Origin of the sequence: Pelagibacterium lentulum (assembly GCF_003992625.1) — a bacterium.
GTDB lineage: Bacteria > Pseudomonadota > Alphaproteobacteria > Rhizobiales > Devosiaceae > Pelagibacterium > Pelagibacterium lentulum.
This window is the reverse complement of record NZ_RZMW01000035.1, coordinates 48,355-70,274: the sequence shown is the minus strand read 5'-3', so window position 1 is coordinate 70,274 and position 21,920 is coordinate 48,355. Positions and strand designations below refer to the sequence as shown.

At 55.9% G+C, this 21,920-nt stretch carries 25 protein-coding genes and 2 pseudogenes; 13 read left to right on the top strand and 14 right to left on the bottom strand.

The window, feature by feature from the left end; genetic code table 11:
• The first annotated feature begins 170 nt into the window (after window positions 1-170).
• From EO133_RS10665 to EO133_RS10650, 4 genes are all read left to right on the top strand, one after another.
• The gene (locus tag EO133_RS10665; protein WP_127072628.1) at window positions 171-374 is read left to right on the top strand and encodes a hypothetical protein; all 204 of its coding nucleotides are present in this window, start codon (window positions 171-173) and stop codon (window positions 372-374) included.
• A gap of 162 nt (window positions 375-536) precedes the next feature.
• On the top strand, window positions 537-701 hold the full coding sequence (locus tag EO133_RS20255) for a hypothetical protein (protein WP_164734978.1): 165 nt from the start codon (window positions 537-539) through the stop codon (window positions 699-701).
• Window positions 702-944: 243 nt separating this feature from the next.
• Complete coding sequence (locus EO133_RS10655; RefSeq protein WP_127072627.1) at window positions 945-1,178, top strand: ribbon-helix-helix domain-containing protein; 234 nt, start codon at window positions 945-947, stop codon at window positions 1,176-1,178.
• Window positions 1,168-1,464 (top strand): type II toxin-antitoxin system RelE/ParE family toxin, encoded by a 297-nt coding sequence (locus tag EO133_RS10650; RefSeq protein ID WP_127072626.1) that lies wholly within the window; start codon window positions 1,168-1,170, stop codon window positions 1,462-1,464. Before EO133_RS10655 ends, EO133_RS10650 begins: the two co-directional genes overlap by 11 nt.
• A gap of 448 nt (window positions 1,465-1,912) precedes the next feature.
• Here EO133_RS10650 and EO133_RS10645 read toward each other — a convergent pair whose 3' ends face one another.
• Window positions 1,913-2,158, bottom strand: coding sequence for a hypothetical protein (locus EO133_RS10645; protein ID WP_127072625.1), 246 nt, complete (start codon window positions 2,156-2,158; stop codon window positions 1,913-1,915).
• Between the two features lie 645 nt (window positions 2,159-2,803).
• On the opposite strand from EO133_RS10645, the gene EO133_RS10640 reads away from it, so the two are divergent.
• The 4 genes from EO133_RS10640 to EO133_RS10625 all read left to right on the top strand — a co-directional run bounded on the left by EO133_RS10640 (window position 2,804) and on the right by EO133_RS10625 (window position 4,324).
• Window positions 2,804-3,085, top strand: coding sequence for a toxin-antitoxin system TumE family protein (locus EO133_RS10640; RefSeq protein ID WP_127072624.1), 282 nt, complete (start codon window positions 2,804-2,806; stop codon window positions 3,083-3,085).
• Window positions 3,082-3,441, top strand: a complete 360-nt coding sequence (locus EO133_RS10635; RefSeq protein ID WP_127072623.1) for an HVO_A0114 family putative DNA-binding protein — start codon at window positions 3,082-3,084, stop codon at window positions 3,439-3,441. Before EO133_RS10640 ends, EO133_RS10635 begins: the two co-directional genes overlap by 4 nt.
• A 296-nt stretch (window positions 3,442-3,737) precedes the next feature.
• A complete protein-coding gene (locus tag EO133_RS10630; RefSeq protein WP_127072622.1) occupies window positions 3,738-3,947 on the top strand; it encodes a type II toxin-antitoxin system VapB family antitoxin in 210 nt (69 codons plus the stop codon).
• Entirely contained in the window at window positions 3,944-4,324 is a 381-nt protein-coding gene (locus EO133_RS10625) for a PIN domain-containing protein (RefSeq protein WP_127072621.1), read from the top strand. Before EO133_RS10630 ends, EO133_RS10625 begins: the two co-directional genes overlap by 4 nt.
• A 230-nt stretch (window positions 4,325-4,554) precedes the next feature.
• Here EO133_RS10625 and EO133_RS10620 read toward each other — a convergent pair whose 3' ends face one another.
• The 4 genes from EO133_RS10620 to EO133_RS10605 are packed head-to-tail and all read right to left on the bottom strand — an operon-like array spanning window position 4,555 to window position 9,403.
• The gene (locus tag EO133_RS10620; protein ID WP_127072620.1) at window positions 4,555-6,003 is read right to left on the bottom strand and encodes a xylulokinase; all 1,449 of its coding nucleotides are present in this window, start codon (window positions 6,001-6,003) and stop codon (window positions 4,555-4,557) included.
• The gene (locus EO133_RS10615) at window positions 6,000-6,935 is read right to left on the bottom strand and encodes an ABC transporter permease (protein ID WP_127072619.1); all 936 of its coding nucleotides are present in this window, start codon (window positions 6,933-6,935) and stop codon (window positions 6,000-6,002) included. Before EO133_RS10615 ends, EO133_RS10620 begins: the two co-directional genes overlap by 4 nt.
• Window positions 6,932-8,446, bottom strand: coding sequence for a sugar ABC transporter ATP-binding protein (locus EO133_RS10610; protein WP_127072618.1), 1,515 nt, complete (start codon window positions 8,444-8,446; stop codon window positions 6,932-6,934). Before EO133_RS10610 ends, EO133_RS10615 begins: the two co-directional genes overlap by 4 nt.
• A gap of 27 nt (window positions 8,447-8,473) precedes the next feature.
• Window positions 8,474-9,403, bottom strand: a complete 930-nt coding sequence (locus EO133_RS10605; RefSeq protein ID WP_127072617.1) for a sugar ABC transporter substrate-binding protein — start codon at window positions 9,401-9,403, stop codon at window positions 8,474-8,476.
• 383 nt (window positions 9,404-9,786) lie between these two features.
• Between EO133_RS10605 and EO133_RS10600 the strand changes: the two genes are divergently transcribed.
• Both EO133_RS10600 and EO133_RS10595 read left to right on the top strand, forming a co-directional pair.
• Window positions 9,787-10,122 (top strand): helix-turn-helix transcriptional regulator, encoded by a 336-nt coding sequence (locus EO133_RS10600; protein WP_127072616.1) that lies wholly within the window; start codon window positions 9,787-9,789, stop codon window positions 10,120-10,122.
• Window positions 10,112-11,434, top strand: coding sequence for a type II toxin-antitoxin system HipA family toxin (locus EO133_RS10595; protein ID WP_127072638.1), 1,323 nt, complete (start codon window positions 10,112-10,114; stop codon window positions 11,432-11,434). The genes EO133_RS10600 and EO133_RS10595 overlap by 11 nt, the downstream gene beginning before the upstream one ends.
• Window positions 11,435-11,482: 48 nt before the next feature.
• On the opposite strand, the gene EO133_RS10590 is transcribed toward EO133_RS10595, so the two are convergent.
• The gene (locus EO133_RS10590) at window positions 11,483-11,668 is read right to left on the bottom strand and encodes a hypothetical protein (protein ID WP_127072615.1); all 186 of its coding nucleotides are present in this window, start codon (window positions 11,666-11,668) and stop codon (window positions 11,483-11,485) included.
• A gap of 237 nt (window positions 11,669-11,905) precedes the next feature.
• On the opposite strand from EO133_RS10590, the pseudogene EO133_RS10585 reads away from it, so the two are divergent.
• A pseudogene (locus EO133_RS10585) lies at window positions 11,906-12,034 on the top strand (IS3 family transposase); the annotation flags it as partial.
• 136 nt (window positions 12,035-12,170) lie between these two features.
• Here EO133_RS10585 and EO133_RS20535 read toward each other — a convergent pair.
• The 4 genes and pseudogenes from EO133_RS20535 to EO133_RS10565 form a co-directional block, all read right to left on the bottom strand.
• A pseudogene (locus EO133_RS20535) lies at window positions 12,171-12,335 on the bottom strand (IS110 family transposase); the annotation flags it as partial.
• Window positions 12,336-12,602: 267 nt separating this feature from the next.
• Window positions 12,603-13,397: an ABC transporter ATP-binding protein gene (locus EO133_RS10575; protein WP_127072613.1), complete on the bottom strand. Its 795-nt coding sequence runs from the start codon at window positions 13,395-13,397 to the stop codon at window positions 12,603-12,605.
• Window positions 13,391-14,458 carry a FecCD family ABC transporter permease gene (locus EO133_RS10570; protein WP_127072612.1) on the bottom strand — a complete coding sequence of 356 codons (1,068 nt, stop codon included), beginning with the start codon at window positions 14,456-14,458 and terminating at the stop codon, window positions 13,391-13,393. The genes EO133_RS10575 and EO133_RS10570 overlap by 7 nt, the downstream gene beginning before the upstream one ends.
• Window positions 14,459-14,462: 4 nt before the next feature.
• The gene (locus EO133_RS10565; protein WP_127072611.1) at window positions 14,463-15,605 is read right to left on the bottom strand and encodes an ABC transporter substrate-binding protein; all 1,143 of its coding nucleotides are present in this window, start codon (window positions 15,603-15,605) and stop codon (window positions 14,463-14,465) included.
• An 82-nt stretch (window positions 15,606-15,687) separates the two neighbouring features.
• On the opposite strand from EO133_RS10565, the gene EO133_RS10560 reads away from it, so the two are divergent.
• A complete protein-coding gene (locus EO133_RS10560) occupies window positions 15,688-16,518 on the top strand; it encodes a class I SAM-dependent methyltransferase (RefSeq protein WP_127072610.1) in 831 nt (276 codons plus the stop codon).
• Window positions 16,519-16,571: 53 nt separating this feature from the next.
• On the top strand, window positions 16,572-17,558 hold the full coding sequence (locus EO133_RS10555) for an ABC transporter substrate-binding protein (protein WP_127072609.1): 987 nt from the start codon (window positions 16,572-16,574) through the stop codon (window positions 17,556-17,558).
• Window positions 17,559-17,721: 163 nt separating this feature from the next.
• Here the strand turns inward: EO133_RS10555 and EO133_RS10550 are convergent, their stop codons facing one another.
• From EO133_RS10550 to EO133_RS10535, 4 genes are all read right to left on the bottom strand, one after another.
• On the bottom strand, window positions 17,722-18,705 hold the full coding sequence (locus EO133_RS10550; RefSeq protein WP_127072608.1) for a hypothetical protein: 984 nt from the start codon (window positions 18,703-18,705) through the stop codon (window positions 17,722-17,724).
• 602 nt (window positions 18,706-19,307) lie between these two features.
• Window positions 19,308-20,105, bottom strand: coding sequence for an IclR family transcriptional regulator (locus EO133_RS10545; RefSeq protein WP_127072607.1), 798 nt, complete (start codon window positions 20,103-20,105; stop codon window positions 19,308-19,310).
• 96 nt (window positions 20,106-20,201) lie between these two features.
• Complete coding sequence (locus EO133_RS10540) at window positions 20,202-21,401, bottom strand: aminotransferase class V-fold PLP-dependent enzyme (RefSeq protein ID WP_127072606.1); 1,200 nt, start codon at window positions 21,399-21,401, stop codon at window positions 20,202-20,204.
• A gap of 11 nt (window positions 21,402-21,412) precedes the next feature.
• The gene (locus tag EO133_RS10535) at window positions 21,413-21,907 is read right to left on the bottom strand and encodes a RidA family protein (RefSeq protein ID WP_127072605.1); all 495 of its coding nucleotides are present in this window, start codon (window positions 21,905-21,907) and stop codon (window positions 21,413-21,415) included.
• Window positions 21,908-21,920 lie beyond the last annotated feature (13 nt).

Genomic DNA, 21,920 nt, shown 5'->3' with positions numbered 1-21,920 from the left:
GTGCCCGGACGGGTCACCTCGACACCGCGATCAATTGAGTGCTGTCAGGAAAAGCATGTCCTCCGGCGTGCCCGGTGGATGGGCTCCGGTTTTCCGGTTCGACAACGCGATTAAAAAGACACAAACGTGCGCAAAGGATGATAAGAGCTCAACGCGCTTGTTTGCCGGGAATGTGCGCAATCAAAGACTGCGAGCATGCCACCCTTGTCACCCAATATAGCGACACCGATTTTGCCAAGTTCGATCTCTATAATGAAGTCGGCATTACAGCTTTTGACGATCTGGCGTTTCACCGGATCACATCCAGTGTGAACTTCCGCTTTGGGAGTTGGCTGGACAGCGCGATGGCCCACTCCTGTGCAATTGCTGACTGAACCGCTGGCCGGTATGGCGCTGTGCGGGGCTGGTGCAAATCACTTCTGCGAGCTTCAAAGCTCACTGACCGCTAAGTCGGCGCATAAAATCAACCCACAGACGAGGCCAAAGCTCCTCTACTCTACGCACCAAATTGCGCCAAATCATCTGACGACGGGCAAGTGAGTGATTATTGCATCGCCAAACATATCGGAAGAGATGCCGCCGACATAAGCGACTTCATTGCTGAGGCGGCCAAGCGCTATGGCGAGATTAAGAACAGATCCACCTGGGAACGGCTCGAAGACAGAGCGCCCACTTTTTTAGCGGGCGACCAGATCGATTAGGGCGTTCCCACACGCTAGAATCACCGTTCGCTCCTCCTTTGTCCAAGCGCAGCAAATGCTGCATATGATGAACGAAAATAGCAAATGCGCAAATTGTTAGACTTGGCGATCTGGTCCAGTCAGATGGGTTAGAGGCTATTTCAAACTGGATTAGGTCCGTGGGGTAACTTCTAAACCCATTGCAATGTGGTGCCAAATTGGTGTAATATTGCACCATGCGTGTTCATTAAATGGAGGGCAGCTTTGAGCAGACAGAGCATTTCCTTGACGCCACCAAATGATGAATGGCTCAAGGCGCAAGTGGATAGTCAAGAATATGCGAGCAAGAGCGAAGTGGTAAATGATCTGATCCGCAAGGCGCGCGAGATAGAAGCCATACGCAGTCGGCTAATCGCCGCCGAGCAAAGCGGGTACTCGGATCGTACACCGCAGGAAATCCGGGCTGAAACCAGAAGCAGACTCAAGCGTGGAGCCTAACTTTAAGCTTAAGATTAGTGCGGATGCGGACCGTGATCTGGCCGCGCTCTATGAATACGGGTTGATGCAGTGGGGCGAGGAGCAGGCGGATCGCTACTTCGATGCACTACTGACCCATCTCGAACAGCTTTGCAAAAATCCGCTGCTTTATGCAGCCGTGGACTATATTCGCCCCGGCTATCGCCGTAGCGTGTGCGGTAGTCACAGTATCTATTACCGCGTGGTTGCCGACTATGTGGAGGTAATGGCTATTATCGGAAAACGGGATATCACGGCGCGGTTGTAAGACCCTACCCAATTGCACCTATGGGAATAGCGCAGCCCAATGCGGCTGGCCTTTCGACCAACCGCAGCGCGCCCTAACGGCATGGCGGGCGCAGGGCCAGTTAGATCCTGGTATTGTGGGGCGAAGCCAGCGCATCGCGGCGTTCCTGCGAACCGGGCGGCGTGGAGGCGACAGCCGCAAAAAGCCTTTTTCAACAAACAGCCCGACCAGCTCCCGCGCCGATCAGGCCGGAGCCGGTCTGGCAGGCGAACGGCAGCCTGCCGACGAAAAAGGGCAGTGCGTATATGGCGGGCGTGTCGGTGAGGACGCAAAACTGAACCTCCCGGATTTGCAGTAGGCTGCTTGGTTGACGTTATGTTGCCATGACTGATGCGACCATCATGACGTCGTCGTTCTCCTCGGCTTCAGCAGGCGGGATGTGCCTTCCTGCACGAGCCGAGTATCCGGGTCACAACTTCTGCGCGGCGAGCCAATCAAGCGCCAAGTGCCTTTTCAATTCTTTTTGCGAAGGCCGGTCGTGACGAAACGATTGCCACCTCCGCACCAGCAAGGCAGCTTGTAGTCGAAAAGCGTCATGGCCATACCACGCTTGATGGTGAACATGTGCTGACGTCTTCGAGTTTTTCTTGGTGCCGCCTTGTTGTTGAGCGACCTGCTGGCTTTGCCAGTGCTTTTTCAGCCATTTTTCTACCACGAACGCCCTTGACCTATGTGGGAAGCAGTCTCGTTAACTTTAGCAGCAATCGCTGTACCGAGATCAGTTGAAACGTTAAGTGAGGTGCGTGGAGACGTCTTAAAGAAGTGATTTTCGCCACCGCACCGATGTCGGGGCAGCTTCCAATGCCAATGCCATGGTGCATCTGGCGGACACCATGGTGCTGCAACAGAAAGGCAAGTGGGCGTCCAGCGCGCGCCATATGACACTTGAGGCGATGAGACAGGCGATGGTCCGCTCATTATACTTCCGCCGCCTGGCCGGCTGATCCGCGACCGGCAATGCCGGGAAATGTGCGGCGACCCAGGCTGACCTTCACCACGCCAGAAGATACCACCTTTTTTGGCAAACAATTTTGTCAAAAAGCGCTATCGGTGTACTCGATAGACCAGTGGGGCTGCCTCAAGATGCGATAAAGTTATGTCAAATCGTATCGGTATTGGCGTTGTTTGCGATTGTCCCGGCAGCGGGCAAGTAAGGTGACGACATGCATCTTATCGTGATCGTCGCGGTATACTGCCCATTCTCCGCAGATCGCATTCGTCACACAGCAGGGCAGCTAACCACGATGCCAGGGCGTTGTTTCTATTGACAACAACTCATCATGTTGTTATTGAAAACAACATGAACGCGATCCTGCTGGTCAAGGAAAGAACCGTCCTCAGCGACGAAGCTTTCTATGAAATCGTCATCTGGCAGGTGCCGGACCCCGTTCCGGGGAGCGCTCACCCGTTCAAGTATCGGCTGGCCCTCATCGTAAAGGATCAATGTGTTCTCCGGTACGACAATGAGCGCGGCAAGGGCGATCATCGTCATGTCGGGGCAGTCGAAGAACCCATAACCTTCACCTCGCTCGATGACCTGCTGGTCGCCTTCGAGCGGGACAGAGAAAGGATATACCCATGAACACTCTCACGATACGTCTGGGCGGCATGGATGATATCCGAAGCCGCGTTGCTCAAGCAGCCAAGCTCGCCGCCGAGGGCAAAGCGGTTGAAGTCGAACCGACCCTGAATTTTGCCACCTATGAAGATATGCACCGCGTTCTTGCCCCCTCCCGGCTGGCCATCGTTAAGGTTCTGGCGGGCCAAGGCCCTCTTTCAATCCGTGAGGTTGCGCGCCGCGTCGGGCGCGACGTGCAGGCGGTCCATAGAGATGTAACGACGCTCATCAATGCCGGAGTGGTGGATCGAGCCGAAGCGGGGATCGAGTTTCCTTATCGGAACATTCATTTCGATTTCGACGTAAAGACTGCTGCCTGACCCTTGAGAGGAGCCACACCCCTCCCGCCTCGCCAGCTTTCGCTGGCGGGGCGGCATGCGGTTGCGGGGATATATAGCTATACCGCCCTACATCAAAGTCCCCGACGTCGATCGCATCCTCATCGAACGTATCAGTCTGACCAAAACGCACGAGGCCGCAAGCCCCTCTCTTGCATATGGGGACGGGCATGGATGATGACCTGGACAAGCAGGGCAAACTTCTCGATCGGGGCGTCAATTGCGCTGATGCGCAAAATGAAGCATTTGTGCATCATTAATGAATGCAGGAGTTTAGCATGCGCACCACGGTCACGCTCGATGACGATCTGTTCAATATGGCGCGAGAATATGCCGGGCCCGGCGTAACAGGTGCATCTGACTTGATCCGGGAAGCCATGAAAACCTATGTGCGGGTGCAGGCGGCCAAGCGTTTGGCGGCCCTTGGTGGCGCGGCGCCCGGGATGGCTGACATACCCCGTCGTGGCACAGAACTCGCCCGCCAGTGAATGTGCTGATCGACACTTCGGTATGGGTTGACCATTTCAGGAACGGCAACGCCACCTTGGTGACGCTGATCGAGGCCGATCTTGCTCTGAACCATCCAATGGTCACTGCCGAGCTGGCGTGCGGAACGCCGCCTCAATCACGCGCGCAGACACTGCACAGCATTGGCCTGCTGCGCCCTTGCGCCACGGCCAACTTGCAGGAGGTGATGGATTTCATCGAGCCGGAGCGCCTTTATGGCCGTGGATGCGGGCTCGTTGAAATGTGCCTGCTGGCGTCGACGTTACTGACGCCCGATGCAAGGCTTTGGACCTTTGACAAACGGCTTGCTGATCTTGCTCGCGAGCTCAATGCCAGTTTTCAACCCGTGGCAAGCTAGCGGTGTGGCGAGCTGACCGGCTTGGTTTGCTCAACGTTAACAGCACTACTGCGCAACGATAAGCCACGCGGCAGTGCAAAGGGCATCGATTATGCCCAAGCGCGGGCCCACTCAATTTGAGGCCACTAAATCGATTGGCTTCTAATATCCACGCCGTCACCATTCCGCAAAACCAGAGTAAATCCAGTCGTGGTTTACTGGAAAGGGGGAAAGCAGTTCTGCCACGGCCCTCACGGTTCGGGCTGCTCGAGCTTCCGGTCTGCGCTTGCAAGTGACCGGGCATGCCGCGTGGCAGCATCGAAAATCTTTTTGAGCCTTTCGGAACGGTTTAAGCGATCGGTGCGCGGCTCAACGATATGCGGCGCTTGCTGCCCTATGGCATCGATACCAAGTGCAGCGCAGCCGATCTGCCATCCGCCAAGCGCCGTTGCCGCCACCGGGTCCGCAGGCACATTGAGGGGGCGGCCAAGCAGATCGGCGATGATCTGGGACCAGAGCGGGCTGAGCGCACCGCCGCCGACAAGACTTACTTCGCCCGTGCCATGGCCTAAAAGATCAAGGTTGGCACTGATCGCAAGACCGACACCTTCGAGAACACTGCGGTAAAGATCGCCTGGTCCCGCGTTGGCGGATATTCCGACAAAACCTGCTCGTACATCCAGATCAAGGAACGGAGAGCGTTCGCCCGAAAGGTAAGGGAGGAAAACGACATCGGAAGGATCGCTATCTGCCTCGAGCGCCAGGGCTTCGGCCCGTGCCGGGTCGAGATTGAGTGCCGTATGCGCCCATCGGATCGCCGCTCCCGCCGACAGGATCGGCGCAATTGCGATGGTTTGTTTTGAAATGGGGTGCGCCAGCCGATAGAAATTGCCGCTGCGTTGGCCGGGGGACTCTTCCAAAACTCTGGCCACCCAGCCGGTCGTGCCCAGATGCAGGCTTGTATCCCCATTCGACCGCGCTCCACTGCCCAAGGTTGTCGCTCCGGCATCGCCACACCCATTGATAACAGGTAGGCCCGTTGCCAGTCCGATTTCGGTTGCCGCTCGCTGTTCCAGATAACCCACGATCGCATCTGCTGGCATGATTTCGGGAAGCTGGTCGCGGGACAACCCGAAAAATGCGAGTAGGTCGGACGACCAGTCCCTCCGCTCAAAGTCCATCAAGCCGGTTGTTGTCGCGGTCACCGGGTCGGTCACAGCGCGCCCTGTCAGACGATAAACGATTGCATCCTTGGCACCGGGCAAGAAGTATCTGGCATTTGCGAAAGCATCGGGATCTGTTGCACGCAAAGCCATAGCCTTGAAGGCCGTCATCAGGGGTTCGGGCGCGTTTCCCAGCGTTGCGATAGCGTTTCTTCTCTCAAGCTCTTCGGCATGCTGGGCAAAAAAGGGTTCTCCAACGGGATCGGAGTACAAGATTGCATTCATTGTTGGTCGAGCGTGCAGATCAACCGGTATCAGGTTTTCCATAGTGCCGGTGAGAACTACAGCCGATGTCGGCTTTTCACTCATCTTGCCGATGGCAGCAATGACCGCTTGCCACCAATCATCCGGATTCTGACGGTGGTCAGACATTGCTTTTGCGTAGGCCGCGTCGGCCCGATCTAAAAGCACGCCGCCAATCGAATACAGCGCCGCCTTGAGGCTCGAACTTCCGATATCAAGAACCAATATGGTCATGGATCACGCCGTCCAAAATGGCGCAGGAGCACCGCGACCAGGATGATGACGCCGGTCATCATGCGTTGAACGAAGGGCTCTACGCCCATGATTGTCATGCCATTGACCAGCACGCCGGTGATCAGAACGCCAAGCAATGTGCCACCAACAGATGGGGCACCAGTTGGAGACATCGTCGTGCCGATAAAGACGGCAGCATAGGCAGGCAGCAGCAACGGCTCTCCCATTGTGTGCTGGACGCTGCCCAGGCGGGCGGCGAGCAACAGGCCCGCCAGCGCTGAGAGCCCGCCGGCAATCGCAAAGGTGACGATGACGTCCCGCATCACTGGCAGTCCAGCCAGCCGCGCCGCGACGACGTTTCCACCAATGGCTTGCACGCGGCGACCAAATTCTGTGCGGGCCAGAACCAGCGCGGTACCGGCCATGACCGCAATAAACCACAGCGCGAGCACCGGCACTCCCAAAATTGCTCCACGCCCAAGCGCCTTGAACGCGTCCGGCACATTTTGAAATAAGCTTGCCCCACCGGAAAGCCCGAACGCCAGGCCGGAAACGATGGTGCCAACCGCAAGCGTCGCAACAAACGATGGGACTCCGAAACGCGACACCATAACCCCGTTTAGCGTCCCAGACACCATACCGCCCAAAAGAGCCAGAGGGATGGCCAACGTCATGTCGTACCCGCCAGCAAACAGCACAAAGCAGATAACCGCGGACAGTGAAGCCACAAAGCCGACCGATAGATCGAACTCGCCAATGGTCATGACCATCGTTGCTGCGGTGGCAACGATTGCGAGCGTTGCCACCTGCTGAAGAAGGTTTACGACGTTGGCTTGGCTGGCAAAGACGCCGGGTGAAGCCAGTGCAAATCCCAAGCACAGCAAAAAAAAGGCAATCAAGGTGCCATATCGGTAAAGGGTCGTAAGAGTCATGCGGCGACTATTTCCATCGATTGGGCGGCGGTGGACAGGGCAGTCGGCGTAACTTGTGAGCGGGGGATATCTGCGACGATAGTGCCAAGTCTGAAAACAAGGATCCTGTCGCCGAGCGCCAGGGCCTCGTCCCTATCCGACGTTGAGACAAGCACGCCATTGCCGTCCTTCGCCATATCACGAATAATTTTGCGCAGCGCCGCCTTGGCAACGATATCGACACCTTCGGTCGGCTCGTCGAGTAACATAACCTTGGACCGGCGATGCGCCCAGCGCGAAAAAATCAGCTTTTGCTGATTGCCGCCCGACAGCGTCCGGGCAAGTTGGTCAGCGCTGTGATAGACCAGGCCCACGGACCTGGCCGCGTCCACGAAAGCTTTCCGCTCTCGCTGACGGTTGGGAACCGGCAGCCAGTCAGCCATGCGGAAGCGTCTGAGCAATGGTAAGGTTGCATTGAACAGCAGGCTTTTGTTCTCGAACAGTCCGGTGCGATGACGGTCGGAGGGTACATAAGATACCCCGCGCCTGACAGCATCAATTGGACTGCGGGGGCGGTAGGGGGTGCCCTCAATCGTCATGGTGCCGGAGGCGAGCTTTTCGCTGCCCCAAATCGCATTGAGCAAATCGCTTCGTCCCGAGCCAACAAGGCCATATAACGCGACGATCTCGCCGGACTGGAGCGAAAGCGATGTCGGAGCGGCAAGCCCACCTGCTTTGATTTGGCCAAGTTCCAATACGGTTGAGGTGGGTGTCCGGTCAGGTGTTTTCGCTTCCGGACTTTCAGACCCGCCCATGGCGGAAACCAGCGCTCCAGCGGTGAGATCGCTGCCCTCAAAGCGACCTGAAACAGCGCCATCAACCAATACGGTTGCGCGACTGCACACGGCGGCGATTTCGTCGAGCCGGTGGGTCACCAGCACGATTGCAGTACCGCGCGCACGGACCTTCTCAAGGACGTCGAAAAACCGCTGGCTTTCCTCGGCAGATAGCGCCGCCGTCGGTTCATCGAGCACGAGTATGCGACCATTGTCGAGTAGCGCCCGCACAAGTCTGACGAACTGGCGCTGGCTTGTATTGAGCAGCGCCACCGCGCGATCAATCGGCAGGTCCGGGGCGATCTCTTTGGCGATCGCGGCTACAGCCGCGCGCATGGCGGACTTGTCGACCATACCCCAGCGTCGCGGATAGGGACGACCGAGATAGCAATTGTCAACGGTGTCGAAATCGCCAACAAGCGGGGCATCCTGATGGATGACGCGAATACCGGCGTTATAGGCGTCGACCGGCGCGTTGATGTCAACACGAACGCCTTGCACAGAGATTGTGCCAATATCAGGCTGATGCACACCCGCCACGATCTTGATCAATGTGGACTTGCCGGCGCCGTTATGGCCGACAAGGCCATGTGCCTCGCCACTGTGCAGGGTAAGGCTGACATCGCGCAGAGCGTGGGTCGCACCAAAGCTTTTGCCGAGCCCTTCGAGCGCGAGCACGGGATCAGGCCTCGGCATGAATTCCCCCTTGGATGAGTGCTTAGGTCAGTCGCACGAAACGCCCAGGCTATCCCGCGTGATCAATTCCACCGGGGCATAACGTTCCGGTTCGGCAAGTTCCGCCCCATCAAATATCTGCTGGAGTTCCTCGGCCGCGATTTCAGCCATTTCTGAAAAGCCCTGTCGTACGGTCGCTACGAAAGAGGTGCAGGACTCGATCAACTCTATCGCCTGCGGATTGCCATCGATACCGGCAATGATGATGCCATCACGGCCTGCCGCTTCGAGCGCGAGCTGGGCGCCAATGCCTGGCTCATCCCAGGCGGCCCAGACCGCATCGATGGCACCCTCATGCTGATTGGCCAACAAAATCGAATCCATCGCAGAGCGGCTGTCGTCGATCTGTCCGGGCACCTGCACATAATGCTGGGCGACTTCGGAAATGCCCGGATAGGCCTCGAGCGCGTCATCGAGCGCGATCTCGCGCTGGCGTACGCCGGGATGAGCGGAATGGAACAAGCGCACGATGGAACCCTCACCACCAAGCTGATCGAACAGATAATCGGTCATTGTCTGGCCGAGGACGTAGTTGTCCGAGGTTACATTGAGTGCAACAGCCTCGTTCAGGGAGCCGTCGATGGCAATGATAGGAATGTTCGCATCGGCTGCACGGTCGACCTGATCCTGGAGCTGTGCAGGATCAATGGACACGATGACAATTGCATCAACACCGCTTGTTGTGACGTCTTCGATCCTGCTGGCCATTGCGCCGATATCACCAGCGGTATCGAACACTTCAACTGTCCAATCGTAATCGGCCGCGCGCTGTTGGAAAGACTCTACCATTTCAGCGGTGGCAATTGCCGAAAGATAGGGGGTTACGACTGCCACACGTTCGCCCGCCGCCAGAATTGGCTGAGACAGAGCAAGTGTGCCGCCCGCAATCAGGCCAGCGAAAAGGGTACGATGGGTCATGTCTGCAATCCTCACCTATTTTGGGCCGGACTGTAGCCATGTCCCTGGAGGTTGGCAACGCCAAAGCAGTCTCTGGAGGCATAGGGTGGCAGGGCGCGCGCGATCAATCACAAGAAGTCTTCCGGCCTTGCTTAGTCGGGTAGGTGGGCATGTTGGAAATGGGCCTCAACTGGCAGGCGAAGACATCTTGTCATCATTGTCGTTCTCCAGCGGCACCCAAAGATCTCAGGGGCAATCAAGATGACCATAATACTGGTCACTAAGTGTGCTTATGTCCACTTAAGTGGACGCAGATTGATCGCATGAGCGATTTGTAGTATTATGTTTATAATTATGAACGCAAAACATGCTTGTGTCCAAAAGAGTGAGCAGGTTGGGTCGTCATGCCACGCAACAGAAGCTATTCAAGAGTAACGCGCGAGGCCCTTATCGTTCTGGGCAAGCTGATCCGCGTCAGCCGAACGGAACGCGGGCTAACGGCGCAAGAGCTGGCTGACCGTGCAGGCATTAGCCGGACAACCCTCTCCAACATTGAAAAAGGTTCACCAGGACCTGAAATCGGCATCGTCTTTGAAGTCGCGTCGATCGTCGGTGTTCGTCTGTTCGACTATGACGAGCGCAACACCCTTAAAGCGCACATTACGCGTCTGGATGAAAAACTGACCCTGCTTCCCAAGAGCGTGCGTCACAGCATGAAGCAAGTAGATGATGACTTCTAAGACCGAAGCGAAAGAAGCCTTTGTCTGGATCTGGCTTCCAGGAGAAACAGAACCGGTTGTGGCAGGTCGTCTCGATCAGGATGGCGACCGGCTGCTCTTCACCTATGGTGCGAGCTATCGCCGTCGTAACAACGCCATCTCCATCTATGATCCGGAACTTCCGCTGCAAGAGGGCATAATCGAACCCGCCAACGGGTTGATGATGCCGAGCTCAATTCGCGATGGGTCGCCAGACGCCTGGGGCCGCCGCGTGATCATCAACAGGCTGACAGGGAAGAAGCCCGATGCTGCCGGTGTGCCCGACATCAGCGAATTGACCTTCCTGCTGAAGTCGGGATCTGACCGCATTGGCGCGCTTGATTTCCAAGCATCCGCCACAGAATATGTGCCTCGGCTTGCGGCCCAAGCATCGCTCGACGAGTTAATGGAAGCAGCCGACTTGATTGAAAAAGGCGTGCCGCTGACGCCTGCGCTGGACCAGGCTCTCAAACACGGCACATCGATTGGCGGTGCGCGGCCAAAGGCCCTCATCAACGAAGCCGAAAAAAAATTCATTGCAAAGTTCTCAGCCAGTAACGACACGTACAGCGTCGTCAAAGCAGAATTCATCGCGATGAAGCTGGCGACAGCCTGCGGTCTCACCGTGGCTCCTGTCTCGATAACCCGCGCCGCCCACAAAGATGTCCTGCTGATTGAACGCTTCGACCGCTTACCCAATGCAAAGGGTTGGACGCGCCGCGCTATGGTTTCGGCACTCACCATGTTTGGGCTCGATGAAATGATGGCGCGCTACGCCTCCTATGAGGATTTGGCCGAACTGGTTCGCCATCGCTTTAGCGATCCCAAGAAAACGTTGCGGGAACTCTTTGGCCGGATTTGTTTCAACGTCCTTTGTGGCAATACCGATGATCATGCCCGCAACCACGCGGCCTTTTGGGACGGCAAACAGCTGACACTGACGCCTGCGTACGACATTTGCCCGCAGGGGCGCACTGGCAACGAGGCCACACAGGCCATGTTGATCAAGGGCGACAATCGGGGCAGCACGCTCGCGGCTTGCCTCGCAGCGGCGCCAGATTATCATTTGAAGGAAGCCGAAGCGGCTACGCTCATCGAGCATCAGGTCACAACAATTGCGGAAAATTGGCAGTCGGTCTGCGAAGAGGCCGATCTGAGCGAGGTCGATCGCAAGCTGTTTGCCGGACGCCAGTTCCTCAATGGTTACGCCCTCGACGGCCTCAATGGTCACGACGCATTGCGCGATGCCTACAGCAACGCACAGAGCGCGCTGATTGCCAACGGAGAGGCTTGAGTTGAAAGGATCAAAAAGCCGCGGCTTTGCTGTCTCAGTGCAATAACGTCATTCAGGCTTTATGGCCAGGATATGATTTTGTTTTAATGCCAGCGCCAAGTGAATCCCATTGGCACATGCCAAATTGATTGTCGCGTCGACCGGATCTGGCGTCTGCTCCAGGTTAGCGCAATCGACCGAAATCATCGCATCGCCGACCCAATAATTTGGCTTCAGATCCAGAAAAGTTGACATAAGTTTTGTCAAAATGCCTTCTCAAGGCGGTTGTGGGCACAAGAACAGGCAAAATCGCAGAGTTTTGACAAAAATGTGGACTCCAAAATCGCTTTTCTGCCATTTCCAAGGGGGCGCCGGTCCGACAATAGTGAAGAATATAAAAATCTCTTGCGCAGCGACCACTGGGAGGTTGTGATGCCAGAATTGATGTTCGAGTGATCAGTTCCCGGTAACGAGCGCCTGCGGGGCATCTCAGAGGCCACCCTCGAATGGGTCGACTGGTTCAACCATCGACGGCTTCTCGAGCCTATAGGAAACGCCCCGCCTGCCGAAGCCGAGGCAAACTTCTACGCGGCACTGGAACAATCGACCATGGCCGCATAACTTAAACCGAAACGCCTCCGGCAAACCCGGGGTGGTTGAGTATAGTGGGATCCGATTCTGCCAGAGCGGTGATCTCATCATCGAACGCGCCAATCCGATGGTTGAGGTCTGCTAGCGCCCTCTGAAAAGTGTGTCGTCCCTGAGATACTCGGATGCCGCGTCCCATGAGAACGGCGCGGGCTTGATTGACCGGCCAAGTTCGGCTCTGAACCAGCCGATCACGCGCTCTGTGCAACGCCTGCAGATCCAGTTGCTCGGCAGACTTGATGGTGAGGAAGGACATTGTTGGCCGCGCTGCCGCATGCCTCAATAGCCACCACACATCTTGGGGCGTTCAGAGAGTACAGCAAGGAGACGGTGACGCTGGATACGCTTGTGAAAAACCACAGCTCCAGTCCCATTCAACCCCGCCAGGCCGTAAATGTCTTTTTCCAAGATCGACGCCAAGAATGTGAATGCTCATACCGTCCTCCATTGAGCAGCAAACATTATAGCTGCAGCCTCTGTGGAGGGGCAGTTCATCCTATTACGTTAATCTTGATCAACCAGACTTTTTACGTTCTCCTTGCTATGCAGCTGTTTCCAAGCGTGACAGACTTCCTCGAACGCCAGGTGAGACCCCATCCACCAACATCCTTAGGGTTCCGCGTGAGCAGGTCTCTATGCGCGCCTCGACACGATAAACATCGCGCAAGAGCGTTTCGGTGATCACGTCGCTGGTTGGACCGGCAGCACGAAGCATACCGTTTTCGATTACCATCGCCTGGTTCGCAAAACGCAAGGCATGATCGAGGTCGTGGATGGCGATAAAGACGATCATGCCGGTCTTATCGGCACGATTGCGCATGAAGTCGAGCACGCCAATCTGCCTGTGCAGGTCCAATGCGCTTGTGGGTTCGTCCATCAACAGTACATCGGGATTGCGCACCAGAGCTTGGGCTATGCTGACCAACTGGCGCTGTCCCCCGCTGAGCTCGCCGAGATTGCAAAATGCTATATCGCGGATATCGAGCGCCTCCAAAATGGTGTCGATAGTATAGAGGTCGCTGTCTTTTACCACCCAGCCTGACCCCTGCTTGCGGGCAAGAAGGACGGACTCGTAGACCGTCAGAACTGCGTTGGCCGAAGTATCCTGCGGCATATAACCGATCGCCCGTTTCCCTTTATTGGACCCCTCGACGACAACTCTGCCAGGGCCGCGCAGAAGTCCTGCCATGCGTTTAAACAGGGTCGATTTTCCTGCCGCGTTCGGACCGATCACGGCAACAAGCTCGCCTTTGGAAAATGCTGGCGTCGATATTCCCGATACTGTCAGTTTGGCACCGTGAAGGGCACCGACGTCCTCAAGCCTGATTGTTACCATGATCTCCTCACATTCGAGATAATAAGGAAGAAAAAGAACGGGACGCCCACAAGGGCGGTGATAATGCCGATGGGGAAAACAACCCCCGGCAGGATCGACTTCGAGACTACCGAGGTTGCCGATAACAGTAGAGCTCCCGACATAATGGCAGTGGGTAAGAAAAAGCGTTGATCTTCGCCCACCAGCATTCGCGCAATATGCGGTCCCACCAGGCCCACAAAACCGATGGTCCCGACAAAACTCACCGGGACCGACGCAAGCAGTGCCACGATCAACATGGTTTCTAGCCGGATGCGTTTGACGTTGACACCGAAGCTTGCGGCCTTGTCTTCGCCCAATCGCATAGCCGTGAGTGCCCAAGCGTGTCGAGCGAACATCGGTATGGCAAAGACCAGAACCACGGAGGTAATTGCGATTTTCTCCCAAGTAGCCTTGGTGAGACTGCCCATCGTCCAGAAAACGACGGCTTGTAGCGCTTGTTCGGTGGCAATGTACTGGAGGAACGCAAGCAGCGCATTGAAGGTGAAAACCAGCGCGATGCCGAGCAGCACGATGGTCTGTACCGTTACCCCGCGTGCCTGTGAAAGAAAGTGAATGATGAGCGCGGCAATCAGCGCCATAACAAAGGCATTGACCGGCACAACGAAATTGGCGGCAAAGGGTACAAGTGAGACACCAGCAACAAGCGCCAATGCTGCGCCAAAACTGGCAGCTGCCGAAATCCCGAGGGTGAACGGGCTTGCGAGTGGATTGGCGAGGATGGTCTGCATCTGCGCACCGGCCAAAGAGAGCGCAGCGCCGGTTATCACAGCCATCAGCGCCATCGGCATCCGGATCTGCCAAACGATGACGCGGAGCTGATCGGGAACGTCGCCGGGTGCGATCAGGGCTCTGGTGACGTCGCTGAGATTGTAGTGCGCCGGCCCCCACGCGATATCAACGACAAAGGACGTAGCAAGGGCCAGAGTGAAAGCCGTGATGATCGCCAGGCGCCGCCAAGCCAGGGCGCGGTAATGACCGCGCCCTTCAGCGATTGTGGTGCTGGTGGCTTGCTGTGCCATTGCCTTATTCCGCTTTGAGGCTCAGCCAGTAACCTGGCTGATATGGCACGGGCAGGAACCGGTCATGGAACTCGGCGAACGTGGCATCGGGATCCAGATCAGCGAACAAGTCGGGATGAAACCATTTCGCCAGCATCTGGACGGGTGCGAACTGATAAGGACTGGCGTAAAACTGGTGCCAGATCGCGTAGACTTCATCTGTGTTGGCGGCCTGCACGTCGGTGAAGGCGGGCAATTCCATCAAGGCAGCAAGCGCTTCGCGACTGACTTCGGCGCTATCGGCAGCGTTAGGTCCGACATTCACATAGGCGATTTCCGAGTTTTGAGCGGAAGGTAAGCTGCGCCAGTCCGAGCCAGTGACGACGATGATCTCGGGGTTCGAAGCGATAACCTGCTCGGGATTGATGGTGCCGGTGTAGCCTGGCAGAAATTCGGCCCCCAAATTTATGCCACCAGCCAGTTCGACCATCTTCCCATAATTGTCGGTGCCAAATGTCCCACAACAATCGGAAAGTCCCGCGGCGCGATACATGAACACCAAAGGTTTTTCTGGGTTCTCATGCTCAAGGACGTCAGTGACGCGTGCGGTCTGTTCGCTCCAGAACGCAATCAATTCTTCGGCTCTGTCGTGCTTGTCGTATAGCTGTCCAAGGATGCGCAGGCTCGGTTCGGTGTTTTCAAGGATGTGCTCGCGGAAATCGACATAGACGATCTTGACCCCAACCTCGTCGAGCATGGCCTCAAGACCGATTTCGTCTGCGGCTCTTTTTGCCGATATGGTGAGGATTAGCGCGTCGGGATTGAGATCGACAATTGTTTCCGTCTGGAGCGTGCCGTCCGTCAGGTTGCCCAGGAACGGAATATCTGCGGCTTCGGGGAACGCTTCGAGATAGGCATGAAATCCTGTGAAATCGGTCGTGAAAAGATCGTTGCGCCACCCCACGACCGAAGCGAATGGATTTTCGGTCTCAATGGCGGCCAGTGAATAAACAAGTCTGCCCTCGCCCAAGATCACGCGCTCCACGGGCTTTTCGAAGGTAATTTCGCGACCCGTTACGTCGGTGACAGTGAAGGACTCTGCCCAGGCAGCGGGCACAAAAAATTGTGCGCTGACCAGAACGGCCAACGGTAGGAATTTGGCGGACATTTTTGCCCTCCTATATTGCAAGACAGCTCCAATAATGAAATATGATTAAAAGAGTCAACTTTTATCTTTTAGAGCCATTCCAATGAACGCCTTGAGCAATTATTCCATCCGGGACGAGATACGCGACTTCTGGTCTGAGCGGGCCGCAACGTTCGATCAGGGTGTGGGACACGAAATTTTCAGCGAGGCGGAACGCCGAGGCTGGCACAGGTTGATTGAAAAGCATCTTGGCAAGGGCGATGGTCGCCCATTGCTCGATCTGGCCTGCGGAACAGGGGTTATCTCGCACTTGATGGCCGATATGGGCTTTGCGGTAACCGGGCTGGATTGGTCTGAAGCCATGCTCGAAGAGGCCCGCACTAAAGCCGCGAGACGCAAGTCGGGCATCCGGTTCATCATGCGCGACGCAGAAAATACCGGAGAGCGGGATGACAGCTATGCGGCCATTACAAACCGCCATCTGGTCTGGACATTGGTAGACGTACCTGCAGCGTTCGCTGAATGGTTTCGACTCCTCAAGCCAGGTGGGGCGCTGCTGATCGTTGACGGCAATATGGGCAAGCGCAGCTGGGTTTCTCGGCTGCACACAGGCTTTAACATGCTGGCACGCCGCCCAGAACCACGCGGAAATCTGGGCCCCGAAATGGCGGAACGTCTTAAGCGTATCCGCGAGCAGGTCTGGTTTTGCGATGGGATGCCAGCCGAAGCGGTTGTGGCACTTCTCAAGGATGCCGGCTTTGTCGATTGCGTCATAGACCGCAACCTATGGGATATTCACTTCTCTCAGGCACGCAAAATGCCGTTCTGGCGTGCGGCCGAACGACTCGCCTCCGACCGATTTGTGATCTGTGCTCGAAAGCCGGGCGCGGTTTACCTTGACAAACCGACCATGCAATCAATAACTGGATTATAATACTCATATTTAAGAATCTCGTTTTCGAGAGTCGTTGTTTTGGAGCAAATTCAATGAGAAAACCGCTTCTTTTGGTGCTTGGGATCGTCGTGTTGGGGCTGTCGCCAGTTTGGGCGCAAGAAACACGGTCGTTCGTGGATGACCAGGGCCATGAAGTTGAAATCCCGGTCGATCCACAACGCATAGTTTCTTTACGGGGGGAGCAGACAACCGCACCTCTTGTTGAGTTGGGCGCCAATCTTGTCGGTTCAACTGGACGGATAATTGAAGGGGTTAACAACGGTCTACCGCATGTGCGCGGCGCCTATGATGCGCTCGACTACCGGATGGAAGAGCACGGCGTTGGCTGGGTGGGGCACCCTACTGAGCCAGATATGGAAGCGATTGCGGCGCTCGAACCCGATTTGATCATCGCAACTGATGTATGGCAGGCCAATTACGATCACCTGGCGATCATAGCCCCAACGGTCATCTTTAATGTCTGGGAACAGGATATGCTGGAGCTTTATCGCAAGGTTGCAGATGTTTCGGGGCGACTGGATGTCTACGAGGAAATGCTCCGAAACTATGACGCTCGTATCGAGCGGGGTATCTCACTCCTGAGCGATACGATCGGCGATCCAAAAGACGTGAGCATTGCTATTGCCAGTGCGTATCCCGCCGATGGCCAAATCCTGATCCATCGAAACTACGGAACGCTTTCCCAGGTCCTTAGAGATCTGGGATTTACTATGCCTGACGTTATTGCCCAGCTTGAAGACGGAAACAGCACCATCAGCGTTGAGCGCATTGAAGAGATTGACGCTGATTTCATGATAGACACCTATGTCTCATCCAGTCAGCCGCCAAGTTTCATGATCGAAAACTGGGACGAAGAGCTGCCCATTTGGCGTGATGTCTTGCATGCAGCCGGGCATAACCAATTCTTCATGGTCAATCGGGAAGAAATGCGCGCCGTGAGCTTTCAGGCATTGCGTAGCATGACAGAAATCGTCCTGGCCAACATTGCAACGCGAGATTTTGTGCCGCTTGAAAGGTAGGTGAAGCCAGATCAAGCAGGCTTTCTATTGAGCCGAGGCTTTGATCCAAGTCTCTGACTTTTCAAGCGCGCGAGCCGGAATACCGTTTCCACGTTTTCTGGATACGCTCAAGCCTGCATGAAATCGCACGGGCCGGATGGAGTGTTTTCGGCTCGTAATCTTCTTATTGAGCTCCGGGCGTCCAACTCGCTGAGAATTGCGCGTCTTTCTGTTCAAGCAGTTCCATGATTGAGAGTGGCTCAAGTGTTTCGCCAGCGAGCATTGGAAGGATATCCATGGAAGAAAATCCGGCCGAGCTTGAAAACGAGATAAACAGCTCTCCTTCAGGATCTGGCAGGGCGGCGAAAAATTCAGCGAAATCCGTCCTGGAGTTGGATGACATCAGACCGTTAGGTAGGGCTGCGATGCCTGCAATCAGGGTGTTTTTGAATTCTTCGACTGCTTGCTGCGGCGTCGCGCCAAACTCAGGGTAAATCAACGGCATCCAGACATAGCCGATAGACTGAACGAGCGAACGAGTTCGTGCTCGAAACTCAAACTCATGGACTCGCACATTGAGTGCCAGCTCGGGCGAGGGCCCCTCTGCCGCGAGTAGGAGTGGATCGACCTCGCTTAGGCTCGCAGACAACCCAACGTGTTCATGGCGCAAGTCGAATTCGAGAGCGTCAAGGTGGAACAGACCCTCCTCGGGATCTATGTGATAAGCAATCCGCCCGTTGATTTTGTCGAGATCCATCAACAGTGCGTTGATATAATTTTCGGCAGGCGAGAGGACGTCCGACCGTAGCAATGGACGAAAGCCGTCAATCTCAATAGTCAGAGCGCGAAGCTGAGGAGCTGGGGGCGTATTAGACCATTCCGCACTCCATTTCAGGCCGTCGATGCGGATGAAATGATGCATCGTGCCAGTGATATCGGTCGGGATCTCCAGATAACCAACACGGCAATATCCCTCCTCGAAATAAGGAGCCGGTAAAGTGGCAGGATCCAATTTCGGAGCGCCAAGCTCTTCGACAAACTGGATAACCGCAAGACCGGAAGCAATAGCTGCAAGTTCGGCGCTGCAATCAAGGTGCTCTGTCGGCGCAGCGGGTGTTGCAACCAATACCGCCAAAAGTGGTAACGCAAACCGCGATTTTATTGCCATCTATGACCTTTCACCCAACTGCCTTTCTTGAGCGCAGCTTAGTGAGCCGTTCTGCCTTACACAATTAAGCCAATGCATAAATCACAAAGAAATCAGCACGTTCACCGCACAGCTAATATCACATCGGCAATGCGCAGGATGTGTAGGCAATAACCCATATCCCGATGCTGAAAGAGCGCAGCTGAGAAGTTTCGGCAATCGGGAACAGGAGCTGCTATGGGCAATCCCGCCTAAAGCGCACTTATTTCAGGATCGGACACGAATTACACTTAAGCACGAGCCTTGGCACGTCACTCGTTGGTTTGTCGTTTTCGGCTTAGGTTGAAATATCGGGTCTCGGCATCTTGAAAGAAAACCGTCCGCCGATTCTTGACCACTTCCAGTAGCAATCGCGATTTGCCCACGCGTCTGCGCCCTGTAACAACAACAAGGGAAGGACGGACCCGAGAGAATTCTTTATGGAGCTTGGCAGGCTCATGCTTGCGACCGACGAACCTGACAAGCACCATTAGACTAATCGTAATTATACGAATTCAGATTAGTTTAATTTGCAAACGGTGTTTGTGAATTGGAGGAGGGTCCGGATGGGTTATCAAGGACACCTACCGTGACCAGCCCAGTCTCTGGGCGATGCGGCTGGCGCTTTGGCGGACGAGATCCTTTAGGTTCGGGTCGGCTTGCTCAACCTTATGGTCGGGAACCACGATCGAAATCGTCGCCCGGCAAAGCCCTTTATCGTCAAGGATTGGCGCGGCAATACACGCGACCGAATAGTCTGACTCCCCCGCCTGAATGGAAAGCCCTTGCTCAAGAGCAAGGCGCGCAGAGCTTGTCAGGACTTCAATATCGGTCTCAGCCCGACCCGTGGGTGAAGGACGCGTCGCTTGGGAAAAGATCTGCCGGCGTTCGTCCTCGGGCAAATGCCCGACAAGAAGACGTCCAGACGCCGACCAGTTAAGCGGAGAACGGCTGCCAACCTGCGAGGCGACCTGAAAATGATCAGGCCCATCGACCATGGCAAGAACAACCATATGGTCACCGTCGCGACCGCAGAGCTGAACGGTTTCCCCCGATGCCAAAGCGAGGTCGGTCATTTCGTGATTGGCTGCGGTCAGAAGATTAAGGTGCCGCGCGTAGGTCAGTCCGTAATGAAAAAGGCGTTTGCCAAACCACAAGGTGCCATCCTCGTGGCGATCAAGCATATCCTTTTCCACCATGTCATCGACGGTCACATAGATCGTGGAGAGGGGTGCTCCGACCCCCCGCGCGATCTCATAGGCGGTTGCCGGCTGGTCATTGGCCTGCAGGAAATCGAGAATTTGCAGGATGCGCTCAAGAGCCCCCGTTCGCTTGCGCTTGGGCGCGTCCGTTTTTGCTTCTCCCTCGTCCAGCGTGCTCATGGCAAGCCTCCCAATGCACTTAGGTGCAGACGGAAACCTTTCCTGCACCTAATGGTTCAATGTCGGTTGCCCGGCTTGGACGGGCTATGAAAACGTTCAATCCGGCCAGTTAAGGGCAGCCTGCTCATTGCGCAAGGCGCGCTCTGCGAAATCGGAGATGAACGGCTCGTTTGAAACACGGGCAGCTTCGAGTTCCGATTTCAGCTTTTCAGCGACAATATACTCTTCATCGGGATGAAGGTTACACGGATCCAGATAAAAATAGCCATGCTCGGCTTCGTGGTCGCGCACAATAACGGGATTATCGCCGCGCGCCATGCGGTCCGCAAGATCCCATGCTGTGATGCGGGCTTTTCCTGGATCCACCCATACCTTGAGCCGGTCGAGCGGATTGTCGGTCGGGTCCGGCTCGATGATGGCGTTAACACCGGAACGGCCCGCAAGCGCCTCGGTCCAGACATCAAGCGCATTTTGCTCTCGGCGCCGTACCCCTGCGTGATCACGTTGCTCCCAGGCTTCGAGCGCGGCGATCACCCCTGCCACACCTTCTTTACCAACCTTCATGCCGCGACCGACGCCACGATTTTGAAGATAGCAAGCCGCAACCAGGTCCTTGCTGCCGGCAATAATCCCCGATGTGGGGCCGCCGAGAAACTTGTGCCCCGAATAAAGCACAAGATCGGCGCCAGCGTCCAAGAACATCTTGAGGTCATATTCCGACGCTGCATCGACAATCACGGGGACGCCCTTGGCGTGGGCGACCTGGCAAAAGGTCTTGAGCGGGATTTGCCCATAATTGACGACATGATGGGAAACGACAAATACGGCCGCTGCGGTATTTTCCGTGATCGCACCGGCAAGCTGATAAGCATAGGCGCTGGTCGCCTGGCCGACCGGGACCACCTTTGCACCGCAAAGCCGTATGCTCTGCTCGACCGGCGCGCCATAGCTCACCATGTGCCCGGACTGGATCACCACTTCGTTTTTGAGCCCTTTAGTGTCAGGCAATTGCTCGATTGCCGCAAGGTTCTTGCCAGTCATGGCAGCAGCAACGCCCAGCGTTATTGCCGCCGAGCAGGACGCGGTGACGCAACCAGCCTCTGCGCCCGTCAATCGCGCAATAGTCCGGCTTGCGATTCTTTGCAGATCGGAGATTTCGGTCCATTGGCTCAAGATTGCAGCCACGGTTTCGATTGCATGGGGAACGACAATCGAGGCCCCGAGTGAGGTCATTGTGCCCGAGCAGTTGATGACGGGCCGCAGCCCCAGCTTTTCCCGGATGGTTTGTGTCGACATTGGTATTGCCTTTAATTCTCGATAGCCACGATAGCTTCAATTTCCACGGTAATCTGGTTGGGCAGCGAAACAAATCCCACTGCTGAGCGGGCATGGATGCCGCGTGATTGAAACACCTCGGCAAAAAGATCCGAACACCCGTTCATCACTGCAGGATGGCCTCCGAACTCAGCGGTTGCATTGATCATGCCCAGGACCTTCACGATGCGTTTGATCCGGCCAAGGTCGCCCAGTGCTGCCTGCATCACCGAAATCAGGTTAATCGCGGTCAGGCGCGCATGCTGATAGGCCTCATCGATACTCACATCCGCGCCCACCTTGCCCTGATGCTGGCTGCCGTCGGGATAGGTTGGTCCCTGTCCGGACAAAAACAGCAGATTGCCTTCAATGACATGGGTTACGAAATTGGCCACCGGCGGTGGTGGGGGCGGCAGCACGATGCCCAGCGCCTCAAGGCGTTCATAAGGCGAAGATTCCGCGCGCTTTTGCGCTTCGGAAATACTCATAAGGATACTCCAG

What these genes read in the sequence shown, in the direction of transcription:
- EO133_RS10665 (WP_127072628.1), top strand. Translation starts at nt 171, where the DNA reads ATGTGCGCAATCAAAGACTGCGAGCATGCCACCCTTGTCACCCAATAT.
- EO133_RS10640 (WP_127072624.1), top strand. Translation starts at nt 2,804, where the DNA reads ATGAACGCGATCCTGCTGGTCAAGGAAAGAACCGTCCTCAGCGACGAA.
- EO133_RS10635 (WP_127072623.1), top strand. Translation starts at nt 3,082, where the DNA reads ATGAACACTCTCACGATACGTCTGGGCGGCATGGATGATATCCGAAGC.
- EO133_RS10630 (WP_127072622.1), top strand. Translation starts at nt 3,738, where the DNA reads ATGCGCACCACGGTCACGCTCGATGACGATCTGTTCAATATGGCGCGA.
- EO133_RS10620 (WP_127072620.1), bottom strand. Translation starts at nt 6,003, where the DNA reads ATGACCATATTGGTTCTTGATATCGGAAGTTCGAGCCTCAAGGCGGCG.
- EO133_RS10615 (WP_127072619.1), bottom strand. Translation starts at nt 6,935, where the DNA reads ATGACTCTTACGACCCTTTACCGATATGGCACCTTGATTGCCTTTTTT.
- EO133_RS10610 (WP_127072618.1), bottom strand. Translation starts at nt 8,446, where the DNA reads ATGCCGAGGCCTGATCCCGTGCTCGCGCTCGAAGGGCTCGGCAAAAGC.
- EO133_RS10605 (WP_127072617.1), bottom strand. Translation starts at nt 9,403, where the DNA reads ATGACCCATCGTACCCTTTTCGCTGGCCTGATTGCGGGCGGCACACTT.
- EO133_RS10600 (WP_127072616.1), top strand. Translation starts at nt 9,787, where the DNA reads ATGCCACGCAACAGAAGCTATTCAAGAGTAACGCGCGAGGCCCTTATC.
- EO133_RS10595 (WP_127072638.1), top strand. Translation starts at nt 10,112, where the DNA reads ATGACTTCTAAGACCGAAGCGAAAGAAGCCTTTGTCTGGATCTGGCTT.
- EO133_RS10590 (WP_127072615.1), bottom strand. Translation starts at nt 11,668, where the DNA reads ATGTCAACTTTTCTGGATCTGAAGCCAAATTATTGGGTCGGCGATGCG.
- EO133_RS10575 (WP_127072613.1), bottom strand. Translation starts at nt 13,397, where the DNA reads ATGGTAACAATCAGGCTTGAGGACGTCGGTGCCCTTCACGGTGCCAAA.
- EO133_RS10570 (WP_127072612.1), bottom strand. Translation starts at nt 14,458, where the DNA reads ATGGCACAGCAAGCCACCAGCACCACAATCGCTGAAGGGCGCGGTCAT.
- EO133_RS10565 (WP_127072611.1), bottom strand. Translation starts at nt 15,605, where the DNA reads ATGTCCGCCAAATTCCTACCGTTGGCCGTTCTGGTCAGCGCACAATTT.
- EO133_RS10560 (WP_127072610.1), top strand. Translation starts at nt 15,688, where the DNA reads ATGAACGCCTTGAGCAATTATTCCATCCGGGACGAGATACGCGACTTC.
- EO133_RS10555 (WP_127072609.1), top strand. Translation starts at nt 16,572, where the DNA reads ATGAGAAAACCGCTTCTTTTGGTGCTTGGGATCGTCGTGTTGGGGCTG.
- EO133_RS10550 (WP_127072608.1), bottom strand. Translation starts at nt 18,705, where the DNA reads ATGGCAATAAAATCGCGGTTTGCGTTACCACTTTTGGCGGTATTGGTT.
- EO133_RS10545 (WP_127072607.1), bottom strand. Translation starts at nt 20,105, where the DNA reads ATGAGCACGCTGGACGAGGGAGAAGCAAAAACGGACGCGCCCAAGCGC.
- EO133_RS10540 (WP_127072606.1), bottom strand. Translation starts at nt 21,401, where the DNA reads ATGTCGACACAAACCATCCGGGAAAAGCTGGGGCTGCGGCCCGTCATC.
- EO133_RS10535 (WP_127072605.1), bottom strand. Translation starts at nt 21,907, where the DNA reads ATGAGTATTTCCGAAGCGCAAAAGCGCGCGGAATCTTCGCCTTATGAA.